Genomic DNA, 19,450 nt, shown 5'->3' with positions numbered 1-19,450 from the left:
CAAATCCCGAAGAGGAAGTCGACATGTCCGAAGAAGCCTTCATCTACGAGGCCATCCGAACCCCCCGCGGGAAGCAGCGCAATGGGTCGCTGACCGAGGTCAGGCCGCTGAGCCTGGTCGTCGGCCTGATCGAGGAGCTGCGCCGCCGCTTTCCGGACCTTGACGAGAACCTGATCAGCGACGTCGTTCTGGGCTGCGTCTCACCCGTCGGGGACCAGGGCGCCGACATCGCCCGCACCGCGGTGCTGGCCGCCGGGCTGCCCGACACCGTCGGCGGCGTGCAGCTCAACCGGTTCTGCGCCTCGGGCCTGGAGGCCGTCAACACCGCCGCCCAAAAGGTGCGCTCCGGCTGGGACGACCTGGTGCTCGCCGGCGGCGTCGAGTCGATGAGCCGGGTGCCGATGGGGTCGGACGGCGGTGCGATGTTCACCGACGTCGCCTTCGCCTACGACAACTACATCGCCCCGCAGGGAATCGGCGCCGACCTGATCGCCACCATCGAGGGCTTCTCGCGAGACGACGTTGACGCCTACGCGTTGCGCAGCCAGCAGCGCGCGGCAGCGGCGTGGTCGGGCGGTTACTTTGCCAAGTCGGTCGTGCCGGTGCGCGACCAGAACGGTTTGACGATCCTTGACCACGACGAGCACATGCGTCCCGAGACCACGCTGGAGGGACTGGCCAAGCTGAAGCCGGCCTTCGAGGGCGTTGGTGAGATGGGCGGGTTCGACGACGTGGCGCTGCAGAAGTACCACTGGGTCGAAAAGATCAACCACGTGCACACCGGCGGCAACAGCTCGGGCATTGTCGACGGCGCCGCGCTGGTACTCATCGGCTCCGAGGCCGCCGGCAAGTCGCAGGGCCTGACGCCGCGGGCCCGAATCGTGGCCACTGCCACCAGTGGCGCCGACGCGACGATCATGCTGACCGGTCCCGCCCCTGCCACCCGGAAGGTGCTCGATCGCGCGGGTCTCACGGTTCAGGACATCGACCTGTTCGAGCTCAACGAGGCATTCGCGTCGGTGGTGCTGAAGTACCAAAAGGAGCTCAACATTCCCGACGAGATTCTCAACGTCAACGGCGGCGCCATCGCGATGGGCCACCCACTGGGCGCCACCGGCGCCATGATCCTGGGGACCATGGTCGACGAACTGGAGCGCCGCAACGCGCGTCGCGCGCTGATCACGCTGTGCATCGGCGGCGGCATGGGTGTCGCCACCATCATCGAGAGGGTTTAACAACCATGGCAGAGAACACCATTCAGTGGGACCAGGACGCCGACGGCATCGTCACCCTGACCATGGACGACCCCACCGGGTCGGCCAACGTGATGAACGAGCATTACAAGGAGTCCATGCACAAGGCCGTCGAACGCCTTGTCGCGGAGAAGGATTCGATCACCGGTGTGGTGATCACCAGCGCGAAGAAGACCTTCTTCGCCGGTGGTGACCTGAAGAGCATGATCAACCTCGGGCCCGAGGACGCCGGCGAAGCATTCGACACCGTCGAAGCGGTCAAGCGCGACCTGCGGGCGCTGGAGACCCTGGGCAAGCCGGTGGTGGCGGCCATCAACGGCGCCGCGTTGGGTGGCGGCCTGGAGATCGCGCTCGCGTGTCACCACCGCATCGTCGCCGACGTCAAGGGCCTCGTTGTCGGGCTGCCCGAAGTGACGCTGGGGTTGTTGCCCGGCGGTGGTGGGGTAGCCCGCACCGTGCGGATGTTCGGCATCCAGAACGCGTTCATGAATGTGCTCTCGCAGGGCACCCGCTTCAAGCCTGACAAGGCCAAGGAGATCGGGCTGGTCGACGAGCTCGTCGGCTCGGTCGATGAGCTGGTGCCCGCGGCGAAGGCGTGGATCAAGGCCAATCCCGAGGCGCACGAACAGCCTTGGGACAAGAAGGGCTATAAGATGCCGGGCGGCTCCCCGTCCAGCCCCTCGCTCGCCGCGATCCTGCCGTCGTTCCCGGCGCTGCTGCGCAAGCAGCTAAAGGGCGCTCCGATGCCGGCGCCGCGGGCCATCCTGGCCGCCGCCGTCGAGGGCGCGCAGGTGGACTTTGACACCGCCAGCCGCATCGAGAGCCGATACTTCGCCTCGCTGGTCACCGGCCAGGTCGCCAAGAACATGATCCAGGCGTTCTTCTTCGACCTGCAGGCAATCAACGGCGGCGGGTCGCGGCCGGACGGCATCGAGCCGGTCAAGATCAACAAGATCGGCGTGCTGGGCGCGGGCATGATGGGCGCCGGCATCGCGTACGTGTCGGCCAAGGCCGGCTTCGAGGTGGTGCTGAAGGACGTCAGCATCGAGGCCGCGCAGAAGGGCAAGGGCTACTCGGAAAAGCTTGAGGCCAAGGCGCTGCAGCGGGGCAAGACCACCGAGGAGAAGAGCAAGGCGCTGCTGGATCGCATCACGCCGACGGCGGACGCGGCCGACTTCAAGGGCGTCGACTTCGTGATCGAGGCGGTGTTCGAGAACCAGGAACTCAAACACCAGGTGTTTCAGGAGATCGAGGACATCGTCGAGCCCAACGCGCTGCTCGGGTCCAACACCTCCACGCTGCCCATCACCGGCCTGGCGGCCGGGGTCAAGCGGCAGGAGGACTTCATCGGGATCCACTTCTTTTCGCCGGTCGACAAGATGCCGCTGGTCGAAATCATCAAGGGCGAGAAGACTTCCGACGAGGCGCTGGCCCGCGTGTTCGACTACACGCTGGCCATCGGCAAGACCCCGATCGTGGTCAACGACAGCCGCGGCTTCTTCACCAGCCGCGTCATCGGCACGTTCGTCAACGAGGCGCTGGCGATGCTCGGCGAGGGCGTGGAGCCGGCTTCGATTGAGCATGCCGGTTCGCAGGCCGGCTACCCGGCGCCGCCGCTGCAGCTGTCCGACGAGCTCAACCTGGAGCTGATGCACAAGATCGCCGTCGCCACGCGCAAGGGCATCGAGGACGCCGGCGGCACCTACGAGCCGCACCCGGCCGAGGCCGTCGTCGAGAAGATGATCGAGATCGGGCGGTCGGGCCGGTTGAAGGGCGCCGGGTTCTACGAATACCCCGACGGCAAGCGCACGCGGTTGTGGCCGGGCCTGCGCGAGACGTTCAACTCCGGCAGTTCGCAGCCGCCGCTGCAGGACATGATCGACCGCATGCTGTTCGCCGAGGCGCTCGAGACGCAGAAGTGCCTCGACGAGGGCGTGCTGACGTCGACCGCCGACGCCAACATCGGGTCGATCATGGGCATTGGCTTCCCGCCGTGGACGGGCGGCAGCGCGCAGTTCATCGTCGGCTACGAGGGGCCGGGCGGAATCGGCAAGGACGCCTTCGTGGCGCGGGCCCGCGAGCTGGCCGCCAAGTACGGCGACCGTTTCCTGCCGCCGGAGTCGCTCACCTGACCGCGTCGCGTCGCGGGGCATAACGTATGCGACTCGTCACGGCGTGTCGTCGCTAGCAGTTATGTTTCGCGGCGGTGATCAGAGGTGATCAGCAGGCGGCGGCGAGGCGGCGCCACTGCTCGCGCGGGAATTCTCTCGGGTCGGCCGTCAGCACTTGGACGCAGACGTGGTCGGCGCCGGCCGCGCGATGCTCGTCGACCCTGCGCATGACGGCGGCCTCGTCGCCCCAGGCGATGATCGCGTTGAAGAGCCGGTCGTTCACCTGCGCCAGGTCGTCCTCGGAGAACCCGCTGCGCAGCAGGTTGTTAGCGTAGTTGGGCAGCGCCAGATACGCCCGGAGCCAATCGGTTCCGATGCTGCGGGCCTCGTCGGCGCTGTCGGTGAGGATCACGGTCTGCTCGGGCAACAGCAGCGGGCCCTCGCCCAAAGTCGCACGGGCGGAAGCGGTGTGGTCGGGGGTGACGAGGTAGGGGTGGGCGCCGCGGGCGCGGCTCGCCGACAGGGCCAGCATCTTCGGGCCGAGCGCGGCGAGCACCCGCGCCTCGGCGGGCACCGGTTGCGGCGCGGCGTCCAACCCGTCCAGGAATGACGCCGTCGCCGCCAGCGGCTTGCGATACCGCCCGGGCTGGCCGGCGTCGATCAGCGGCGCGTGGCTGACCCCGATGCCCAGCAGGAAGCGGTCGCGGTGCTCGGCCGTCAGGGCGTCATACGACGCGGCGACGTCGCCGGGCGTGTGCATCCACAGGTTGAGGATCCCCGTCGCGATCACGGTCCGCTTGGTCGCGCCAAGCAGGCGGCCCACCGCGTCGAACACCGGCCCGCCCACGTCGGGAATCCACAGCGCGGTGAATCCCAGGTCGTCCAATTCCGCTGCCGCGTCAGCTGATTCGGACGGATCGCCGTAGCGCAGTTGACTGCTCCATATCCCGACACCGGCCAGGTCCATCGGCGATTCCTTCCTTCTGTGTCACACCTCGCTGTAGTCGGGCACCGGCATCGAGTCGTACATGCGCACGCCCTTGGTGTTGAGCCTCGCCAGCGACCGGGAGAGCGAGCCCGGCATCAACGAGACTAGCTGCAGCCCGCGGGTCAGCGCCCAGACTCCGGCTCGGGAACCGGGGATGACGGTGCGGGCGGCCGCGCGCGCAAAGGCCCGGCTGAGGTGCACGGGCTCGCGCATCTGCAGTTCGTAGGCGGCGAACGCGCGCAGGTGATCGCCGTCCGCGCGGGCCAGCTCGCCGGCCAGCACGTAGGCGCCGAGGACGGCGAGGCTGGTGCTGCCGCCGACCGCGGGACCGGGGCAGTAGCCGGCGTCACCTACGAGGGTGACCCGCCGCCGTGACCAGATGTTCATGCTCAGTTGACTGATCGCATCGAAGTAGAACGCCGGCGTCCCGTCGATTTCCTCCAGCCAGCGGTCCACCCGGGGATGCATGTCCGCATACGCGTCGCGCAGTAACTGCTTCTGCCGCAACGAATCTCGGTAATCGTAGTCGAGTTCGGATTTGCTGCGGAACATGAACACCATCCGGGCGTCGTCCAGATGCTCCGCGGTGTAGATCGCCGCGAGCCGTCCGACCCCGACGTGGCCGACCATCTCGTTGGGCGTGGCTAGGGACTTGGGGGCGGACACCACCGCCAGGTAGCCGCCGAGGAACCGGGTCAGGCTGTCCTCAGCGCCGAACGTCAGGCGCCGGACGTTGGAGTGCAGCCCGTCGGCGCCGACGATGACGTCGAACCGGCGGGTGGGGGAGCGCTCGAACGTCACCTCGCCGTCGTGCTCGATCGCCGTGATGGAGTCGCCGAAAAGGTAGTCGACGTCGTCGCGGGTGGCGTCGTAGTAGATTCCGCTGAGGTCGTCGCGCATGATCTCCACGTGGCGGTCCGAGGCGACACCCACCAGCTTGGTGAGGTCGACCTCGGTGGCCCGCGGCCGGCCCTCCCGATGCACGGTCATGCGATCGGTTCCGGTGGCGAGCGCCTCGATGCGAGGCAACACGCCCATCTTCTCCGAGATCTCCATGGCCGGACGGAACAGGTCGACGGCGTGACCGCCGGTCTTGCGCAGCGTCGGCGCACGCTCGACGACGGTGACGTCGAAGCCGTGGCGCGTCAGCCAGTACGCCAGCACCGGCCCGGCGATGCTGGCGCCCGAGACCAGGATTCGCATGACGGCCTCCTCTCGCTTACTTAACGTTCGGTAAGCGTAACATGCCCGCTTACCTATCGTTAAGTCAGTTAAGCTCGGGGGGTGAGTGGTTCCCGGTCGGACACCCGGCAGCGCATCCAAGAGGTCGCTCGGGAGCTCTTTTTGCAACAGGGCGTGCAGCGCACCAGCCTGCAGGACATCGCGGACAAACTCGGGATCACCAAACCCGCGCTGTACTACCACTTCGCCTCGCGGGAGGAACTGGTCCGCAGCATCCTGGTGCCGCTGATCGACGAAGGTGAGCAGTTCGTCGAGGACCAGGAAGGCCGCGCCGGTGTTAATGCGCGCGAATTGCTCGAGGGCTATTTCGATTTTCACTACCGGCACCGTCACGACATGATGCTGGTACTGGCCGAAATTGCGATGCTGGCCGACCTGGGATTGATCGACAAGGTGCTGGCGTGGCGTGGCCGGCTCGGAAAGCTCGTTTTCGGCCCGCGGCCCACCCTCGAGCAGTCCACCCGCGCGGTCCTCGCGTTCGGCGGGCTGCAGGACTGCTGCCTGCAGTTCCCCGACACCGATTACGACGCGTTGCGCGCCACGTCGGTGCAGGCCGCGCTCGACGCGCTGGGGATCTGAAGAAGGGTTACGACGTTCCCGCCCCGCTCGCGGTGCTCTGGTCCTGGGCGTTCTGGGCGAAGATGTCGCCTGAAGTCTGACCGTTGTCGTTGACGGAGTTGCCGGGGTCGTCGGCGGCGAAGCCGCCCGCCGTGGCCGAGGGGGCCGACACGATCGCAGTCGGGGCCGCACCGGCTTGCGCGACGTTGCAGAGCGCCAACGTGGCGACGGTGGCGACCCCGGCGAAAATCAGTTGCACGGCGGAGATAACGCGCCTACTTGTCATGCATCAAGGAATATCGCCCGGATTTAGCCTGCGGCTGAGCCGTGGCTATCGATCCGCTGTGAAGCGCCGGAGGTCAGCACGCAACGCGTCGTCATCCTCGGCCGCGGCGCCGCCGGGAAATCGGCTCTGGCGCGGGCGCTTTCGCGGAAGCTTGGCCTTCCGGTTGTCGAGTTGGACACGCTCTTCTGGCAGTCGGGCCTGCGGCCGGCACCCGAGTCGGACTGGTCGGAGATCCAGCGCCGGCTGGTGGCGCGTGGGTGCTGGATCATCGACGGCGACCTCGGTCCGTACGACACTGGCCTGGCTCTGCGGTTGCGCGCGGCCGACACGATCGTCGTGCTGGATTTCCCGTTGTGGCGCTGCGCGTGGCGGGCAGTGCGCCGGTCGCGAGAAACCGGCGAATTCTGGAGTTGGGTTGCTCGTTACCGCCGCGACAGCTTGCCCGCGATCGAGCGGGCCATCGCGACTCACGCACGCGGTGCGACCGTGCATCTCTTGCACAACCCGCATCAGGTGCGGCGTTTTCTCGGGAGCTAGAGTCCTGGTTCATGCGCTTTGGCTTGTTTATTCCGCAGGGCTGGCGGATGGACCTGGTAGGCATCGAACCGAAGCAACACTGGGCGGTGATGCGGGACCTCGCCGCGTACGCCGACGGCGGGGCCTGGGATTCCCTATGGGTCTACGACCATTTCCACACCGTCCCGGTGCCGTCCGGTGAAGCGACCCACGAGGCGTGGTCGCTGATGGCGGCGTACGCGGCGACCACCTCGCGGATCAAGCTCGGCCAGATGTGCACGGCGATGAGCTACCGCAACCCGGCGTATCTGGCCAAGGTGGCGGCGACCATCGACATCATCTCAGGCGGCCGGATTCAAATGGGTATCGGCGGCGGCTGGTACGAACACGAGTGGCGCGCATACGGTTACGGCTTTCCGTCGGCCAAGGTGCGGCTGGGTCGGCTGGACGAGGGCGTGCAGATCATGCGCGCCGCCTGGCGCGACGGCAAGGTCACCTTCAACGGTGAGCACTACCAGGTCGACGGCGCGATCGTGGCCCCGAAGCCGTTGCAAGACAACGGAATACCACTGTGGATCGCCGGCGGGGGCGAGAAGGTAACGCTGCGCATCGCCGCGAAATACGCCCATTACACGAACTTCGCCCCCGCGCCGGAGACGTTCGCCCATAAGTCGGAGGTGTTGGCGGGCCATTGCGCCGACGTGGGCACCGACTTCGACGCCATCGTGCGTTCGGTCAACGTCAACGCCGTGGTGGGCGAGTCGGACGCCGACGTCAAGGAACGGCTGCAACGGGTCCGCGACCGTCTCGTCGGGTATCTGCCCGAGGCGACGGCCGACGCGATGATCGCCGGCACCAGCGGGCCGGAGTCGGCGGTGGGCACACCGGAACAGGTGATCGAGCGGCTGACCAAGATCCGCGACCTCGGTTGCCAGTACGCGATCTGCTATTTCCCGGAAGCAGCGTACGACCGTTCCGGAATCGAGCTGTTCGAACGCGAAGTGATCCCCGCGCTGGCCTAGATGTCGGCGGTGACGTAGCGCGTCTTGACAGGCGACGCCGCCAGCAACGGAGGAAGATCAACGATCTTCCCGTCGCCGGCCCGGAACCTGCGGTAGGCCTCGTCGTGTTCGACCGTCTCCCACAGTTCGTAGATCAGCCAGTGGGCCTCGTCGTCCTCGTCGACGAGCACGTCGGTACCGAGATTGCCGTCGAAGGCCCGGGTCTCCTTGAGCGCCCGGCCCATGACCTCGCGCGCCGCGGCCACCGACTCCGGCTTCAACCTCAGTTCAAGTGTCACCGTGACCGGCATCGCCGTCTCCTTCGTTCGTCAGGTCGTCGCGCTCGCGACGAGCACACTGTTGAACCTACGGTCGACCCACTTGGCGAAGTCGGGCGCCTCCGGAATCTGGTCGGCGGCCGCGAACAGGTTGGCCAGTCTCTGCTCGGCGGCCACCACCTTGTCGTCGAGGGGTATCGGCAACCGCTGCAGGTGGCTCTGGGCGAGCTCGGCGATCTTGATGTCCAGACCGACGGCCTTGGCGTACTTGCCGGCCCACTCCGAAGGGTTGTCCCGCGACCATTGCGCGGCCCTCTCGTAGCGACCCAACAGGTCGGCGAGCGCGGAATTGCGTTTCGGATCCGTCAGCGCCTCGACAGACGCGCTGCCGAACCAGTAGCCGTTGGCGGCGGACCCAATGCTGCGGACCTTGAGCGTCAGGTGGGCTTGCGCGGTGTAGGGCTCCCAGATAACCCACGCGTCGCCCTGTCCGCTGGCGAATGCCGAGAGCGCGTCGGCGGGCTGCAGGAAGACCAGCTTGACGTCCGCGGTCTTTAGCCCCGCGTCGGCGAGGTGCTCGAGGATGTTTGCGTGCGCGGCGCTGCCCTTGGCTAACAGGATCGTCTTCCCCTTCAGGTCGCGCACCGAATTGATCGACGACCCGGCGCGCACCAGAATCTGCTCGCCCGCTGCCGCGCCGTCCCAGGCCGCCACCACCCGCGTCTTGGAGTTGGCCGCCGCACCGAACACCGGAGGCGTATTCCCGGTGATCGCGAAGTCGATCTTGCCGGCGGTCAAGGCCTCGATTTGGGGCGGTCCGGAGGTAAACGTCGAGAAGACGATTTTGTAGGGCACATTGTCCAGCGCGTGGGCGGCGCGCAGTAACGCCTCGGTGCCGCCCTTCTGATCGCCGACCTGAAGGGTTACCCCGGACAGCTCCGCCAACGGCACCGTCGCCGGCACCCCGATCAGCTGCGGTCCCAGGGATTTCGACGCACACGCCGGCGCCGCGACCAGAAGCGTCACGACCGCGGCGAGGCGAGCGGCGACGCGGCGGTATGCCGTCAAAGCCGGACGCCGAGCTTGTCGAGAAGTTCGACCCGGTATTGGTCGTGTTCTGCGGTGCGCGTAGACGGCGTGGGCCGTGGGTGTTCGATCTCGATGGTGTCGGCGATGCGGCCGTCCTGGAGGATCAGCACCCGGTCGGCCAGCTCGATCGCCTCGTCGACATCGTGGGTCACCAGCAGCACGCCGAATCCGTGATGGCGCCACAAATCCAGCAGCAGCGCCCGCATGGAAAGCCGGGTGAGCGCATCGAGCGCCCCGAACGGCTCGTCGAGCAGCAGCAGGCGGGGTTCGGCGACCAGCGCCCGCGCCAGGGAGACTCGCTGTGCCTGGCCACCCGACAGGGTCAACGGCCAGGCCGAGGCGTGCTCGGCTAGCCCGATCTCGGCCAGCGCTTGCTCGGAACGCTTTTGGGCCGCATCGTGCGACAGCGCGGTGCGGTTGAGGCCGTACCGAACGTTGGTGAGGACGTCGCGCCACGGCAGCAGGCGTGGCTCCTGGAAGGCGACGGCGGGTGCTCCGACGACCTCGCGCCTGCCGGTATGGTCGGGGGCGAGCCCCGCCAGCACCCGCAGCACGGTCGATTTGCCGGAGCCACTGCGACCGACCAATGCGACGATCTCGTGAGTGCCGATCTCCAGCGAAATGCCGTGGAGCACCTGCCGGTTGTCGTACCACTTGTCGACGTTGCTCAGCCGGCCGACGACGGTGGTCTGCCGCTGCGTTGTCACGGTCATGTGCGGTACCTCAAGGCTCGACGTTCAAGGACTCGGACGATGGCATCGGTGGTGAGGCCCAGCAGGGCGTAGATGACCAGGCAGAAAATGATGATGTCGATGCGCAGGAAGTCCCGCGCGTTGTTGATCAGAAACCCGATGCCTTTGTCGGCGTTAATTTGTTCGGCGACGATCAGCGTCAGCCACGCGATCGCCAGCGACTGTCGCAGCCCGACCAGAACCTGCGGGGCGGCGCTCGGCAGGATGATTATGCGCAGCCGCTGCCCCAGTGAAAAGCCGAGCACGTCAGCGGTTTCGAGCAGCTTGGGGTCCACCTGCCTGATAGCGGAGAAGGTGTTGAGGTAAAGCGGGAAACTGACTCCGAGCGCGACCAGCAGGACTTTCGGGAGCTCGCCGATACCGAACCACAGGATGAACAACGGAATCAGACCCAGGTGCGGCAGGGCGCGAACCATCTGTAGTGGCGGGTCGACGGTGGCCTCCAACCACCGCGACAATCCGACGGCCACGCCCCCGACGACCCCGAGGACGCCGCCCAGCAGCAGGCCTTCGGCCACGCGGAGGCCGGAGACCTCCAGGGCCTCGGCGAGCTTGCCGTTTCGGATCAGTTGTAGCCCGGCGTCGAAGATCAACTGCGGCGCCGGCAGCACGTCCTGAGGTATCGCGCCGATGGCGCTGAACGCCTGCCACAGGGCCAGCAGCACCACCGGCGACGAAAACCGGATCAGGGCCCACCGTCGCTGGTGCCAAACCTTGCGCGTTGCGGATAGCGGCGGCGTTTCGGTGACCGCCTCGGCGGGGGTGCTCACAGCTATGAAGAAACCTCGTGTCCTAAACGGGCGGGCGCTAGCGGGCAACCGCGGTGGTGTCCGGGACGACGGTAGGCGGATCGGCCCAAGACCCTGAAGGGTTTGGCTCGGTATGACGGGAAGAGCGAGCAGCACTGGCCACCCGGCTCGGCCGCGGCCGTGCGCTAGGAGAATGCGGTTTCCGCTTTTGTTGAACGCTGTTGTACCTTTCAGTGAGCGCATTCTTTTGTTGCCACGGAGGATCCCTATGCAAAAGGCACTCGCTCCCGAAATCTCCACCTGGCCCGACGAGAACCCCCAGCTGATTGGGAGCCGCTGCGGCGCCTGCGGTGCGACGACGTTCCCCGTGCAGCAGTGGTGCCCGCGGTGCAGCGGCGGCGAGATGACCGAGGTGTTGTTGCCCCGCCGCGGCACCCTGGTGGCGTGGACCACCCAGGGCTTCCCGCCTGGGGCGCCCTATGCCGGCCCGGCCGGCAAGGACTTCGTGCCGTTCGGCGTGGGCCTGGTCCAGCTCGCCGACATCATCCGAGTCGAGGGCCGACTGACCGAAAACGACCCTGCCAAGCTGAAGTTCGGCCAGGAGGTCGAGCTGACCATGGTGCCGCTCACCACCGACGAAGAGGGCGCCGAGGTCATGACGTTCGCTTTCCGGCCGGTCTAAAGGGAGTTTGAGATGACTAACGACGTCGCCATCATCGGTGTGGGGCTGCACCCCTGCGGCCGGTTCGACAAGACCGCGATGCAGATGGGCGCCGAGGCCATCCAGTCCGCGCTGACCGACGCCGGCCTGGACTGGAAGGACATCCAGTTTGGCTTCGGCGGCAGCCACGAGGTGTCCAACCCCGACGCGGTGACCCGGCTGGTCGGGCTGACCGGCATCACGTTCACCAACGTCTTCAATGCGTGCGCCACCGCCGCCAGCGCCATCCAGCAGACAGCCGACACCATCCGGCTGGGCAAATACGACATCGGCATCGCCATCGGGCTGGACAAGCATCCGCGCGGCGCGTTCACCGACGACCCCGCCAAACTCGCGCTCCCGCAGTGGTACGCGCAGAACGGTCAGTTCGTCACCACCAAGTTCTTCGGGATGAAGGCCAACAAGTACCTGCACGACCACACCATCTCCCGGGAGACGTTGGCGCGCGTGGCCAACAAGAATTTTCGCAATGGCGCGCTGAACCCGAACGCCTTCCGACGCAAGGAGATCTCCGTCGAAGAGATCCTCAACTCGAACGTGCTCAACTACCCGCTGACGCAGTACATGTTCTGCGCGCCCGACGAGGGCGCCGCGGCCGTGGTGATGTGTCGCGCCGACATCGCGCACAAATACACCGACAAGCCGGTCTTCGTGCGGGCCTGCGAGATCCGCACCCGCACGTACGGTGCCTACGAGGTGCACGCCACGTTCGCCCCGCTGGACGAGGACGTTTCGCCGACGGTGTACGCGTCCAAGGCGGCCTACGAGGCGGCGGGCATCGGGCCCGAGGATGTCGACATCGCCCAGCTCCAGGACACCGACGCCGGCAACGAGGTCATTCACATGGCCGAGACGGGCCTGTGCGCCGACGGCGAGCAGGAAAAGCTCGTCGCCGACGGCGCCACCGAGATCCACGGTTCGATGCCGGTCAACACCGACGGCGGGTTGATCGCCAATGGTGAGCCCATCGGCGCGTCGGGACTGCGGCAGGTGCACGAGCTGGTGCGACAGCTGCGGGGCGAGGCGGGCGATCGTCAGGTGCCCGGCAACCCGCGCGTCGGCCTGGCGCAGGTGTACGGCGCACCGGGCACCGCGTCGGCGACGATCGTGTCGCTCTAATTTGCCGCTCCCGCAACCTTTCTGGGGGTCGGTTCGCGGTCGGTCGGCTATGCGACGAATTCGGGCAAGGCGATGTCGTCGCGGAATTCGCTCCGGACCACCCACTGAGCCAACGCCGGAACGTTCAACAGTTTGGACGCCAGATTGCGGGTCCACAGGCCCAGTGCGTTTTTGGCCCGAACATCGGGGCGAATTGGCGGGCTCGGCAGAAAACCCTCCCACTCTGCGCGAATTCCGGTCCGCGCCAATTTCGTCTCCACCTCGAAAGGGGCGCCGCGCGCTGCAGGAACTTACGGGTATGCCTGCCGGCGTATAGGCGCTCGAGGCCTTCGGGACTGTGACGGCGGCAGGCTACGAGCGCGTCTTTGCTCCGATAATCGATCGCGCCGAGCGCGCGGGAGGCCGGATGCGGCTGCCCTACCAGTTCGGCCCGGGCTTCGAGGGCATCACGGCGGGCGCGCTGTGGGCGGACGCGAGATTCGGGTTGAAGTATGCGCGATTGCTCGACGGCTGCCCAGTCGTCAGTGACGTTCGCTGGGTTCGGGCACCGAGCAACGCCATCGGCGGTTGGATGCCATGTCCGACTCAGGTGTACGACAACGACGAACGCGATGACGCTGTCGCGTGGCTGACGTCGCTTCCCGGAGCCGCTGACGCGTCCGTCCTCGAGATCGCCGAGGCTTTCATCGGCGGAGCCGGCCCCGCCGCCGTGAGTCTTGGCGGGCTGGTCGTCAGATCGCCGGTCCCAGAAGGTCATCCGCGTCGCGGATGACGTAGCCGTAGCCCTGCTCGGCCAGGAAGCGCTGCCGGTGCGCGGCGTACTCGGCGTCCAGGCTGTCGCGGGCCACCACCGAATAGAAGACGGCGCCGCCGCCGCCGGCCTTGGGCCGCAGCAGCCGGCCCAGCCGCTGGGCTTCCTCCTGGCGTGAACCGAAGGTTCCCGAAACCTGCACCGCCACAGAGGCTTCCGGCAGGTCGATGGAGAAGTTGGCGACCTTGGACACCACCAAGGTGGTGATCTCGCCGCGGCGGAAGGCGTCGAACAGTTCCTCGCGCTCCCGGATCCGGGTCGACCCCTGGATCACCGGGGCGTTCAGCTCGGCGCCGAGCTCGTCGAGTTGATCCAGGTAGGCGCCGATCACCAGGGTCTGGTCGCCGGGGTGTTTGTCCAGGATCGACTTCACCACCGCGATCTTGGTGTGCACCGTCGAGCACAGCCGGTAGCGCTCCTCGGGTTCGGCGGTGGCATACAGCATCCGCTCGTTGTCGGTCATGGTGACCCGCACCTCGACGCACTCCGCCGGCGCGATCCAGCCCTGGGCTTCGATGTCTTTCCATGGCGCGTCGTAGCGCTTGGGGCCGATCAGGGAGAACACGTCGCCTTCGCGGCCGTCTTCGCGGATCAACGTCGCGGTCAACCCCAGCCGCCGTTTGGACTGCAGGTCGGCCGTCATCCGGAAGACGGGCGCCGGCAACAGGTGCACCTCGTCGTAGATGATCAAGCCCCAGTCGCGGCTGTCGAAGAGTTCCAGGTGCCGATACTCGCCCTTGGTGCGGCGAGTGATCATCTGATACGTCGAGATGGTGACCGGCCGGATCTCCTTGCGCTCGCCGGAGTATTCGCCGATCTCGTCCTCGGTCAGCGACGTGCGCGCAACCAGCTCGCGCTTCCACTGTCGGGCGGCGACGATGTTGGTCACCAGAATCAGCGTCGTGGCACGGGCTTTCGCCATCGCGGCCGCGCCGACCAGCGTCTTGCCGGCGCCGCAGGGCAGCACCACCACCCCGGAGCCGCCCGCCCAGAAGGAATCCGCGGCCAACTGCTGGTAGTCGCGCAGGTGCCAGCCGTCCTGCTGCAGGCTGATCGGGTGCGCCTCGCCGTCGACGTAGCCGGCCAAATCCTCTGCGGGCCAACCGATTTTGAGCAGCATCTGCTTGACCCGGCCGCGCTCGCTGGGGTGGACGACCACGGTGTCGTCGTCGATGCGGGCGCCCAGCATCGGGGCGATCTTCTTGTTGCGCAGCACCTCCTCGAGCACCGCGCGATCCAGGCTCACCAGCGTCAGGCCGTGCGCCGGGTGCTTGACGAGCTGTAGCCGGCCGTAGCGCGCCATGGTGTCGACGATGTCGACCAGCAGCGGCTGGGGCACCGCGTAGCGGGAGTAACTGACCAGCGCGTCGACGACCTGCTCGGCGTCGTGGCCGGCGGCGCGGGCGTTCCACAGGGCCAGCGGGGTGATGCGGTAGGTGTGCACGTGCTCGGGCGCGCGTTCCAGCTCGGCGAACGGCGCGATGGCGGCGCGTGCCGCGCCCGCCAGCTCGTGGTCCACTTCGAGCAGCACCGTCTTGTCGGACTGCACGATCAATGGTCCGTCGGTCATCTAGCGCCACTCTCCCCCGCAAGCGGGTGGTACCCCCACCGCATCGCTACTTGTGTCAATGTCGTCGGCGCGCATAACCGCATTATCCTGACCCCGCCGACACCACCGACGTGATGCGGTGAACGGCGAACTCGCGCAGCCGCCCCGAGGCCGAATCGAAGGCCACGAGCTGCCCGCCGCGGACGCTGATCGGCGACACCACTCGCTGGGTGGCCACGCCGGCGGCGTCGAGGTAGCCGATGACCAGCGTCTCCCCGTCCCTGGCCGCGCGCTGCAACGTTGACATGGTGACCGCGGGGTCGACGCGGATGTTGCCGAACGGGGCGGCGGTCACCCTGCGCAGCACCGAGACGACGGCGTTGAGGGTTTCGGCGCTGGGCCGCGGCGGCGGGCGGTACGGCCGGCGTTGCTGCGGCGTGGCCACCCGGGCTCCGCGAGGACGCACGTCGACGATGGACCCGGTGGAATCCTCGGCGGCCGGGGCGAAGCCCGCGGAGCGCAGCGCGGCGAGCACCTCGGCGATCGGCGCGGGCGACACGGCCACCGTCGGCGCCAGGGCCCGCAGCTGCAACTCTTCGGAGGCGGCCATCGCCTGGGCGAGCAGCGCCGGGTCCTCGCACCGCACGAACGACGCGGCCATGCCGATGCGCAGCTGGCCGTGGCGGCGGGCGACGTCGTCGATGAGGTACGTGAGTCCTTGCGGCACAGGGGTTTTGGAGTGCTTGGTGAAAAGTTCATGCATCCAGTCGCGGGTCTTGCCGATGTCGAGCGCGTGACGGATCGACTGCTCGCTGATTCGATACACCATCGCGGTACCGGCCGACTCGACGGTGGCGACGGTGGCCAGGTCATCGGCCAGGTCGCGGTGCAGCGGCCCGGGCACCACCACCGTCAGGTCGGCCTGCAGCAGGAAGTGGTCGATCGGTGCGGGCATCGCCCGGGCCATCGCCTGGATCGCGGCGTCAGGGTCGCCGGGTTCGGCCAGCAGCGCGCGGCCGGGCGCGCTGAGGGCTCCGCGGCCCACCAGCCCCAGCGCGTGGCTCTCGGCCAGCAGGTCGGCCACCGGCTCGGGCTGCAGCCGCCGGGACCAGCGGGGGCGGCGCCAGATCAGCGCCGCCGACGCCGAGGCCGCGTCGACGCCGGCGCCCGGCGGCAACTCGGCGAGCATGCCCAGCAGCAGCCGGCGATCCAGCGGTGCAGCCGTGGAGTACAGCGAATCATTCAGGGCGCCATAGGGTTTGGCGTCGGGACCGCGTCGGCCGATCAGCGCCGGCCGACCCGGCAGGTCGAGCCAGGTGCTGGCCAATAGATGCCAACGCTCGGCGGCCGACAACGCGGTGAACCGCTCGGTGGCCGTCGTGGGCGCCCAATACGGACCGTCGCCGGTAGCGGGCTCCGGGTCGGGCATGCCGCTGGCGATCAATCCTGCCGCGGCCGCGACCTCGAGGATCAGGCCCAGCCGCGGCTCGTCGATGCCGGTCGTCTTGGCCAGCCGCTTGACGTCGCGAACACCCAGGCCGCCGCTGCGCAGCTCGGAAACCGGTGCAGCGCCCAGGGTTTGCAGCAGCACGTCGAGTTCACGGAGCAGGTCGATGACGGCCCCGGCGGCCACGGCATCGACGTCGGCGGCGGTGGTCGCCGATACCACCGGGTCGGGCGCGGTCAGCTGCATCGGGCCGGGTTCCTCGCCGCGCAGCACCTGTCCGACGTGGCGAGGCAAGATCACCGTGTCGGCATCGACGCGGCGCAGCAGGCCCATCGCCAACAGCTGCGGCACCGGGCGGTCGGCCGGGGCGCCGGGCGCGGCGTCTCGGGTGCGGCCCATCGGGGAACCCTCGAGCAGCTTGTCCAGCACATCGAGCTGGGCCGCGTCGAGGCCGTTGATGAGAGCCGCGATCTCGCCGCCGGTGCGTGAGGCGTCCTCGAGCGTGGCCTGGCCGGGATGCCACGGCAGGGCCGTGCCGGCGTCGGCGGCCACCCGGACCGCGGCCTCCCCCCACACCAGGGCACGCTCCCTCAGGTCGTCCAGCGCGGCCACGACGTCGGCCTCGGGGGCCCGCTCGCCGATCAGCGCCAGCAGCTTGGCGGTGGGCACCGGGGCGGTGTCGGCCTGCAGCACCAGCAGGGCGTCGAGGACCGCCAGCCGCAAAAAGTCGAGATCGTCGGTGGCGGCCTTGACCGACTGGCGGGCCTGCGCGCGCGCGGCCAGCGCGGCGATGCTGCCGGGCGGCGGCTGCGCGAGGTCCGGCCGCAATTGCAGCAATCGGATCAGCCGCTCGTCCGGCAAGTCGGCCAGCCAGGACCCCAGCGGGATATCCGGGGTGTTGTCGGTCATTGCTGACCAGCGTAAAGCAGCCGGCCGGCCCGAAGCTGCCGCGCAAAACGCGATGCGACGGCCTTGCGCCACGTCCGCGTGCGCGACCTGTCAGAATGAACCCCGTGGCTGACACTGCTGAAGGCAAAGATCGCAAGGCGAGGTACGTCGACAACGGCTGGCCGACGACGGACCCCGACGACCACGCGGTGAGCGAACTGGTGAGCGACCGCACCGGTGCGTTGTCACCCTTTGGTGAACTGGTGTTCCCGCTGCCCGCGACCGACCTGCCCTACCTGCACCCGGTTACCGTCGTCAACCGATAGGTCGCCGGAATGGCTAAGGCCCCTGAGGCCTCGAACGCCTCGGCGACACGGGAGTCGCGGGACTCCCCGTCGGCCCTGTCGCACCTGGATGAACGGGGGGCGGCGCACATGGTCGACGTCAGTGAAAAGGGGGCCACCACGCGCACCGCCGTAGCAACGGGCGCGCTGCGCACCTCGCGCGACGTGGTCGCGCTGATCTCGACGGGCGGCCTGCCCAAGGGCGACGCGCTGGCCACCGCGCGGGTGGCGGGCATTTTGGCCGCCAAGCGCACCAGCGACCTGATCCCGCTGTGCCACCAACTCGCGCTCACCGGGGTGGACGTGGATTTCAACGTCGGCGAATCGGATATCCAGATCACCGCGACCGTACGCAGCACCGACCGGACGGGGGTTGAGATGGAGGCGCTGACCGCCGTCAGCGTGACCGGGCTGACGCTTTACGACATGATCAAGGCGGTTGACCCGGCCGCCCGCATCGACGACATCCGGGTGCTCCGCAAGGAGGGCGGCAAGACCGGAACCTGGGTGCGGCCGTGAGACCGCGATCCGCACGGGTCATCGTCGCCTCGACCCGGGCGTCGGCCGGCGTCTACGACGACCGAAGCGGTCCAATCATCGCGGAATGGCTTGAGCAACACGGGTTTTCGACTGCGCAGCCCGAGGTCGTCGCCGACGGCGAGCCGGTCGGTGAGGCGCTGCGCAAGGCGCTCGACGCCGACGTCGACCTCATCATCACCTCGGGTGGCACCGGCATCTCGCCCAGCGACACGACACCCGACCAGACTGTGGCTGTGCTGGACTACATGATTCCCGGGCTGGCCGACGCCATCCGGCGCGCCGGGCTGCCCAAGGTTCCCACGTCGGTGCTGTCGCGCGGCGTGTGCGGCGTGGCCGGGCGCACGCTGATCGTCAATCTGCCGGGCTCGACCGGTGGGGTGCGCGACGGGCTCGGGGTGCTCGCCGACGTGCTCGACCACGCGCTGGACCAACTTGCCGGCGGGGACCACCAGCGATGACGCGCGTGCTGCGTGCCGCGATGACGGAAGAGCCGATCTACCTCGCCGAGCACGAGGAATTGGTGGGGCACCAGTCGGCCGGAGCGGTCGTCGGGTTCGTCGGCATGATCCGCGACCACGACGGCGGTCGGCGGGTGGTGCGTTTGGAGTATTCCGCGCACCCTTCGGCGGAGCAGGTCATCGGCGAGGTGGTCGCCGAGGTCGCCGAGCAGGCGGCCGGCGTGCGCGCCGTGGCGGCCAGCCACCGCATCGGGGCGCTGCACATCGGTGAGGCGGCGCTGGTTGCCGCGGTGGCCGCCGACCATCGTCAGGCGGCGTTCGACACCTGCGCCCGCCTGGTCGACACCATCAAGGCGCGGCTACCGGTGTGGAAGCACCAGTTCTTCGATGACGGCACCGAGGAATGGGTCGGTTCGGCTTAGACGCCCTTTGGCGGCCACGCCCCCGTGATCAGCGAACTCGCGGAAGCGTGGCCGAGCGTCTTTATAGGCGCGGGCGTTAGCTGGCCGGGGCCGGCTGCGCCAGGCTGTCCAGCGCGTCGTTTCCGTGAATGTCCGCGCCGCGGATGGCTTCCCACAGCTGCCGGGTGTAACCGGCGTTCGACGCCTGCGGGGCGGGCGATGCGACGTTAAAGTCACCGGGGGCCGGCGGCACGTCCGCGGGCGGCGCAGGCGGCAGGTCAGCCGGCGGAGCCGGGGGCACTGCGTCGGCGGGCGGCGCGACCTGGTCGAACGAGGCCAACTGCACGGG

Annotated in this window: 21 protein-coding genes and 2 pseudogenes; 12 read left to right on the top strand and 11 right to left on the bottom strand. The window is 68.2% G+C overall.

All coding sequences use genetic code 11. From position 1 onward, the window contains the following. The first annotated feature begins 23 nt into the window (after window positions 1–23). Together AWC19_RS01665 and AWC19_RS01660 are read left to right on the top strand one after the other, a co-directional pair. Complete coding sequence (locus AWC19_RS01665; RefSeq protein ID WP_085076366.1) at window positions 24–1,235, top strand: acetyl-CoA C-acetyltransferase; 1,212 nt, start codon at window positions 24–26, stop codon at window positions 1,233–1,235. A gap of 5 nt (window positions 1,236–1,240) precedes the next feature. Continuing rightward, entirely contained in the window at window positions 1,241–3,385 is a 2,145-nt protein-coding gene (locus AWC19_RS01660) for a 3-hydroxyacyl-CoA dehydrogenase NAD-binding domain-containing protein (RefSeq protein ID WP_085076365.1), read from the top strand. Window positions 3,386–3,473: 88 nt separating this feature from the next. Here the strand turns inward: AWC19_RS01660 and AWC19_RS01655 are convergent, their stop codons facing one another. Together AWC19_RS01655 and AWC19_RS01650 are read right to left on the bottom strand one after the other, a co-directional pair. Next, entirely contained in the window at window positions 3,474–4,331 is an 858-nt protein-coding gene (locus AWC19_RS01655; protein ID WP_085076364.1) for an LLM class F420-dependent oxidoreductase, read from the bottom strand. Window positions 4,332–4,352: 21 nt separating this feature from the next. After that, entirely contained in the window at window positions 4,353–5,555 is a 1,203-nt protein-coding gene (locus AWC19_RS01650; protein ID WP_085076363.1) for an FAD-dependent monooxygenase, read from the bottom strand. 81 nt (window positions 5,556–5,636) lie between these two features. Between AWC19_RS01650 and AWC19_RS01645 the strand changes: the two genes are divergently transcribed. Beyond that, on the top strand, window positions 5,637–6,173 hold the full coding sequence (locus AWC19_RS01645; protein ID WP_085076362.1) for a TetR/AcrR family transcriptional regulator: 537 nt from the start codon (window positions 5,637–5,639) through the stop codon (window positions 6,171–6,173). A gap of 7 nt (window positions 6,174–6,180) precedes the next feature. Here the strand turns inward: AWC19_RS01645 and AWC19_RS01640 are convergent, their stop codons facing one another. After that, on the bottom strand, window positions 6,181–6,438 hold the full coding sequence (locus AWC19_RS01640; protein WP_142280920.1) for a hypothetical protein: 258 nt from the start codon (window positions 6,436–6,438) through the stop codon (window positions 6,181–6,183). Window positions 6,439–6,609: 171 nt separating this feature from the next. On the opposite strand from AWC19_RS01640, the gene AWC19_RS01635 reads away from it, so the two are divergent. Beyond that, window positions 6,610–6,975: a P-loop NTPase family protein gene (locus AWC19_RS01635; RefSeq protein WP_211284819.1), complete on the top strand. Its 366-nt coding sequence runs from the start codon at window positions 6,610–6,612 to the stop codon at window positions 6,973–6,975. An 11-nt stretch (window positions 6,976–6,986) separates the two neighbouring features. Next, window positions 6,987–7,976, top strand: a complete 990-nt coding sequence (locus AWC19_RS01630) for an LLM class F420-dependent oxidoreductase (RefSeq protein ID WP_085076359.1) — start codon at window positions 6,987–6,989, stop codon at window positions 7,974–7,976. Here the strand turns inward: AWC19_RS01630 and AWC19_RS01625 are convergent. From AWC19_RS01625 to AWC19_RS01610, 4 genes are read right to left on the bottom strand one after another with little or no spacing between them, the layout of a single operon-like run. Then, window positions 7,973–8,266, bottom strand: a complete 294-nt coding sequence (locus tag AWC19_RS01625; protein WP_085076358.1) for a putative quinol monooxygenase — start codon at window positions 8,264–8,266, stop codon at window positions 7,973–7,975. The genes AWC19_RS01630 and AWC19_RS01625 overlap by 4 nt on opposite strands. An 18-nt stretch (window positions 8,267–8,284) precedes the next feature. Next, window positions 8,285–9,301, bottom strand: a complete 1,017-nt coding sequence (locus AWC19_RS01620; protein ID WP_085076357.1) for an ABC transporter substrate-binding protein — start codon at window positions 9,299–9,301, stop codon at window positions 8,285–8,287. After that, a complete protein-coding gene (locus tag AWC19_RS01615; protein WP_085076356.1) occupies window positions 9,298–10,035 on the bottom strand; it encodes an ABC transporter ATP-binding protein in 738 nt (245 codons plus the stop codon). Before AWC19_RS01615 ends, AWC19_RS01620 begins: the two co-directional genes overlap by 4 nt. Continuing rightward, window positions 10,032–10,760, bottom strand: coding sequence for an ABC transporter permease (locus AWC19_RS01610; RefSeq protein WP_372508565.1), 729 nt, complete (start codon window positions 10,758–10,760; stop codon window positions 10,032–10,034). The genes AWC19_RS01615 and AWC19_RS01610 overlap by 4 nt, the downstream gene beginning before the upstream one ends. A gap of 331 nt (window positions 10,761–11,091) precedes the next feature. Between AWC19_RS01610 and AWC19_RS01605 the strand changes: the two genes are divergently transcribed. Together AWC19_RS01605 and AWC19_RS01600 are read left to right on the top strand one after the other, a co-directional pair. Continuing rightward, a complete protein-coding gene (locus AWC19_RS01605; RefSeq protein WP_085076355.1) occupies window positions 11,092–11,505 on the top strand; it encodes a Zn-ribbon domain-containing OB-fold protein in 414 nt (137 codons plus the stop codon). 12 nt (window positions 11,506–11,517) lie between these two features. Then, window positions 11,518–12,663 (top strand): thiolase family protein, encoded by a 1,146-nt coding sequence (locus tag AWC19_RS01600; RefSeq protein WP_085076354.1) that lies wholly within the window; start codon window positions 11,518–11,520, stop codon window positions 12,661–12,663. 47 nt (window positions 12,664–12,710) lie between these two features. On the opposite strand, the gene AWC19_RS28745 is transcribed toward AWC19_RS01600, so the two are convergent. Further along, complete coding sequence (locus tag AWC19_RS28745; RefSeq protein ID WP_142280918.1) at window positions 12,711–12,923, bottom strand: hypothetical protein; 213 nt, start codon at window positions 12,921–12,923, stop codon at window positions 12,711–12,713. Between the two features lie 71 nt (window positions 12,924–12,994). On the opposite strand from AWC19_RS28745, the pseudogene AWC19_RS01595 reads away from it, so the two are divergent. Further along, window positions 12,995–13,435 (top strand): annotated as a pseudogene (locus AWC19_RS01595) (SpoIIAA family protein); the annotation flags it as partial. On the opposite strand, the gene AWC19_RS01590 reads toward AWC19_RS01595, so the two are convergent. Both AWC19_RS01590 and AWC19_RS01585 read right to left on the bottom strand, forming a co-directional pair. Then, the gene (locus AWC19_RS01590) at window positions 13,395–15,044 is read right to left on the bottom strand and encodes a DNA repair helicase XPB (RefSeq protein WP_085076353.1); all 1,650 of its coding nucleotides are present in this window, start codon (window positions 15,042–15,044) and stop codon (window positions 13,395–13,397) included. The pseudogene AWC19_RS01595 and the gene AWC19_RS01590 overlap by 41 nt on opposite strands. Window positions 15,045–15,126: 82 nt before the next feature. Further along, complete coding sequence (locus AWC19_RS01585) at window positions 15,127–17,379, bottom strand: helicase-associated domain-containing protein (RefSeq protein ID WP_085076352.1); 2,253 nt, start codon at window positions 17,377–17,379, stop codon at window positions 15,127–15,129. A gap of 104 nt (window positions 17,380–17,483) precedes the next feature. Here AWC19_RS01585 and AWC19_RS01580 point away from each other — a divergent pair, with 104 nt between their 5' ends. The 4 genes from AWC19_RS01580 to AWC19_RS01565 all read left to right on the top strand — a co-directional run bounded on the left by AWC19_RS01580 (window position 17,484) and on the right by AWC19_RS01565 (window position 19,122). Next, window positions 17,484–17,684 (top strand): hypothetical protein, encoded by a 201-nt coding sequence (locus AWC19_RS01580; RefSeq protein ID WP_211284818.1) that lies wholly within the window; start codon window positions 17,484–17,486, stop codon window positions 17,682–17,684. 108 nt (window positions 17,685–17,792) lie between these two features. Continuing rightward, window positions 17,793–18,221: a cyclic pyranopterin monophosphate synthase MoaC gene (gene moaC, locus AWC19_RS01575; RefSeq protein ID WP_245848643.1), complete on the top strand. Its 429-nt coding sequence runs from the start codon at window positions 17,793–17,795 to the stop codon at window positions 18,219–18,221. Beyond that, window positions 18,218–18,700, top strand: a complete 483-nt coding sequence (locus AWC19_RS01570; RefSeq protein ID WP_142280917.1) for a MogA/MoaB family molybdenum cofactor biosynthesis protein — start codon at window positions 18,218–18,220, stop codon at window positions 18,698–18,700. Before moaC ends, AWC19_RS01570 begins: the two co-directional genes overlap by 4 nt. Next, window positions 18,697–19,122 carry a molybdenum cofactor biosynthesis protein MoaE gene (locus tag AWC19_RS01565; RefSeq protein WP_085076348.1) on the top strand — a complete coding sequence of 142 codons (426 nt, stop codon included), beginning with the start codon at window positions 18,697–18,699 and terminating at the stop codon, window positions 19,120–19,122. Before AWC19_RS01570 ends, AWC19_RS01565 begins: the two co-directional genes overlap by 4 nt. 76 nt (window positions 19,123–19,198) lie before the next feature. Here the strand turns inward: AWC19_RS01565 and AWC19_RS01560 are convergent. After that, window positions 19,199–19,450 (bottom strand): annotated as a pseudogene (locus AWC19_RS01560) (transglycosylase family protein); the annotation flags it as partial.

It is taken from the genome of Mycobacterium palustre (assembly GCF_002101785.1).
GTDB lineage: Bacteria > Actinomycetota > Actinomycetes > Mycobacteriales > Mycobacteriaceae > Mycobacterium > Mycobacterium palustre.
Note: the sequence above shows the minus strand (reverse complement) of the source record. Positions and strands in the feature narration are given on the sequence as shown.

Coding starts and splice junctions, on each gene's coding strand:
- AWC19_RS01660 (WP_085076365.1), top strand. CDS start 1,241: ATGGCAGAGAACACCATTCAGTGGGACCAGGACGCCGACGGCATCGTC.
- AWC19_RS01650 (WP_085076363.1), bottom strand. CDS start 5,555: ATGCGAATCCTGGTCTCGGGCGCCAGCATCGCCGGGCCGGTGCTGGCG.
- AWC19_RS01585 (WP_085076352.1), bottom strand. CDS start 17,379: ATGACCGACAACACCCCGGATATCCCGCTGGGGTCCTGGCTGGCCGAC.
- AWC19_RS01600 (WP_085076354.1), top strand. CDS start 11,518: ATGACTAACGACGTCGCCATCATCGGTGTGGGGCTGCACCCCTGCGGC.
- AWC19_RS01630 (WP_085076359.1), top strand. CDS start 6,987: ATGCGCTTTGGCTTGTTTATTCCGCAGGGCTGGCGGATGGACCTGGTA.
- AWC19_RS01665 (WP_085076366.1), top strand. CDS start 24: ATGTCCGAAGAAGCCTTCATCTACGAGGCCATCCGAACCCCCCGCGGG.
- AWC19_RS01640 (WP_142280920.1), bottom strand. CDS start 6,438: ATGACAAGTAGGCGCGTTATCTCCGCCGTGCAACTGATTTTCGCCGGG.
- moaC (WP_245848643.1), top strand. CDS start 17,793: ATGGTCGACGTCAGTGAAAAGGGGGCCACCACGCGCACCGCCGTAGCA.
- AWC19_RS01655 (WP_085076364.1), bottom strand. CDS start 4,331: ATGGACCTGGCCGGTGTCGGGATATGGAGCAGTCAACTGCGCTACGGC.
- AWC19_RS01565 (WP_085076348.1), top strand. CDS start 18,697: ATGACGCGCGTGCTGCGTGCCGCGATGACGGAAGAGCCGATCTACCTC.
- AWC19_RS01605 (WP_085076355.1), top strand. CDS start 11,092: ATGCAAAAGGCACTCGCTCCCGAAATCTCCACCTGGCCCGACGAGAAC.
- AWC19_RS01625 (WP_085076358.1), bottom strand. CDS start 8,266: ATGCCGGTCACGGTGACACTTGAACTGAGGTTGAAGCCGGAGTCGGTG.
- AWC19_RS01590 (WP_085076353.1), bottom strand. CDS start 15,044: ATGACCGACGGACCATTGATCGTGCAGTCCGACAAGACGGTGCTGCTC.
- AWC19_RS01615 (WP_085076356.1), bottom strand. CDS start 10,035: ATGACCGTGACAACGCAGCGGCAGACCACCGTCGTCGGCCGGCTGAGC.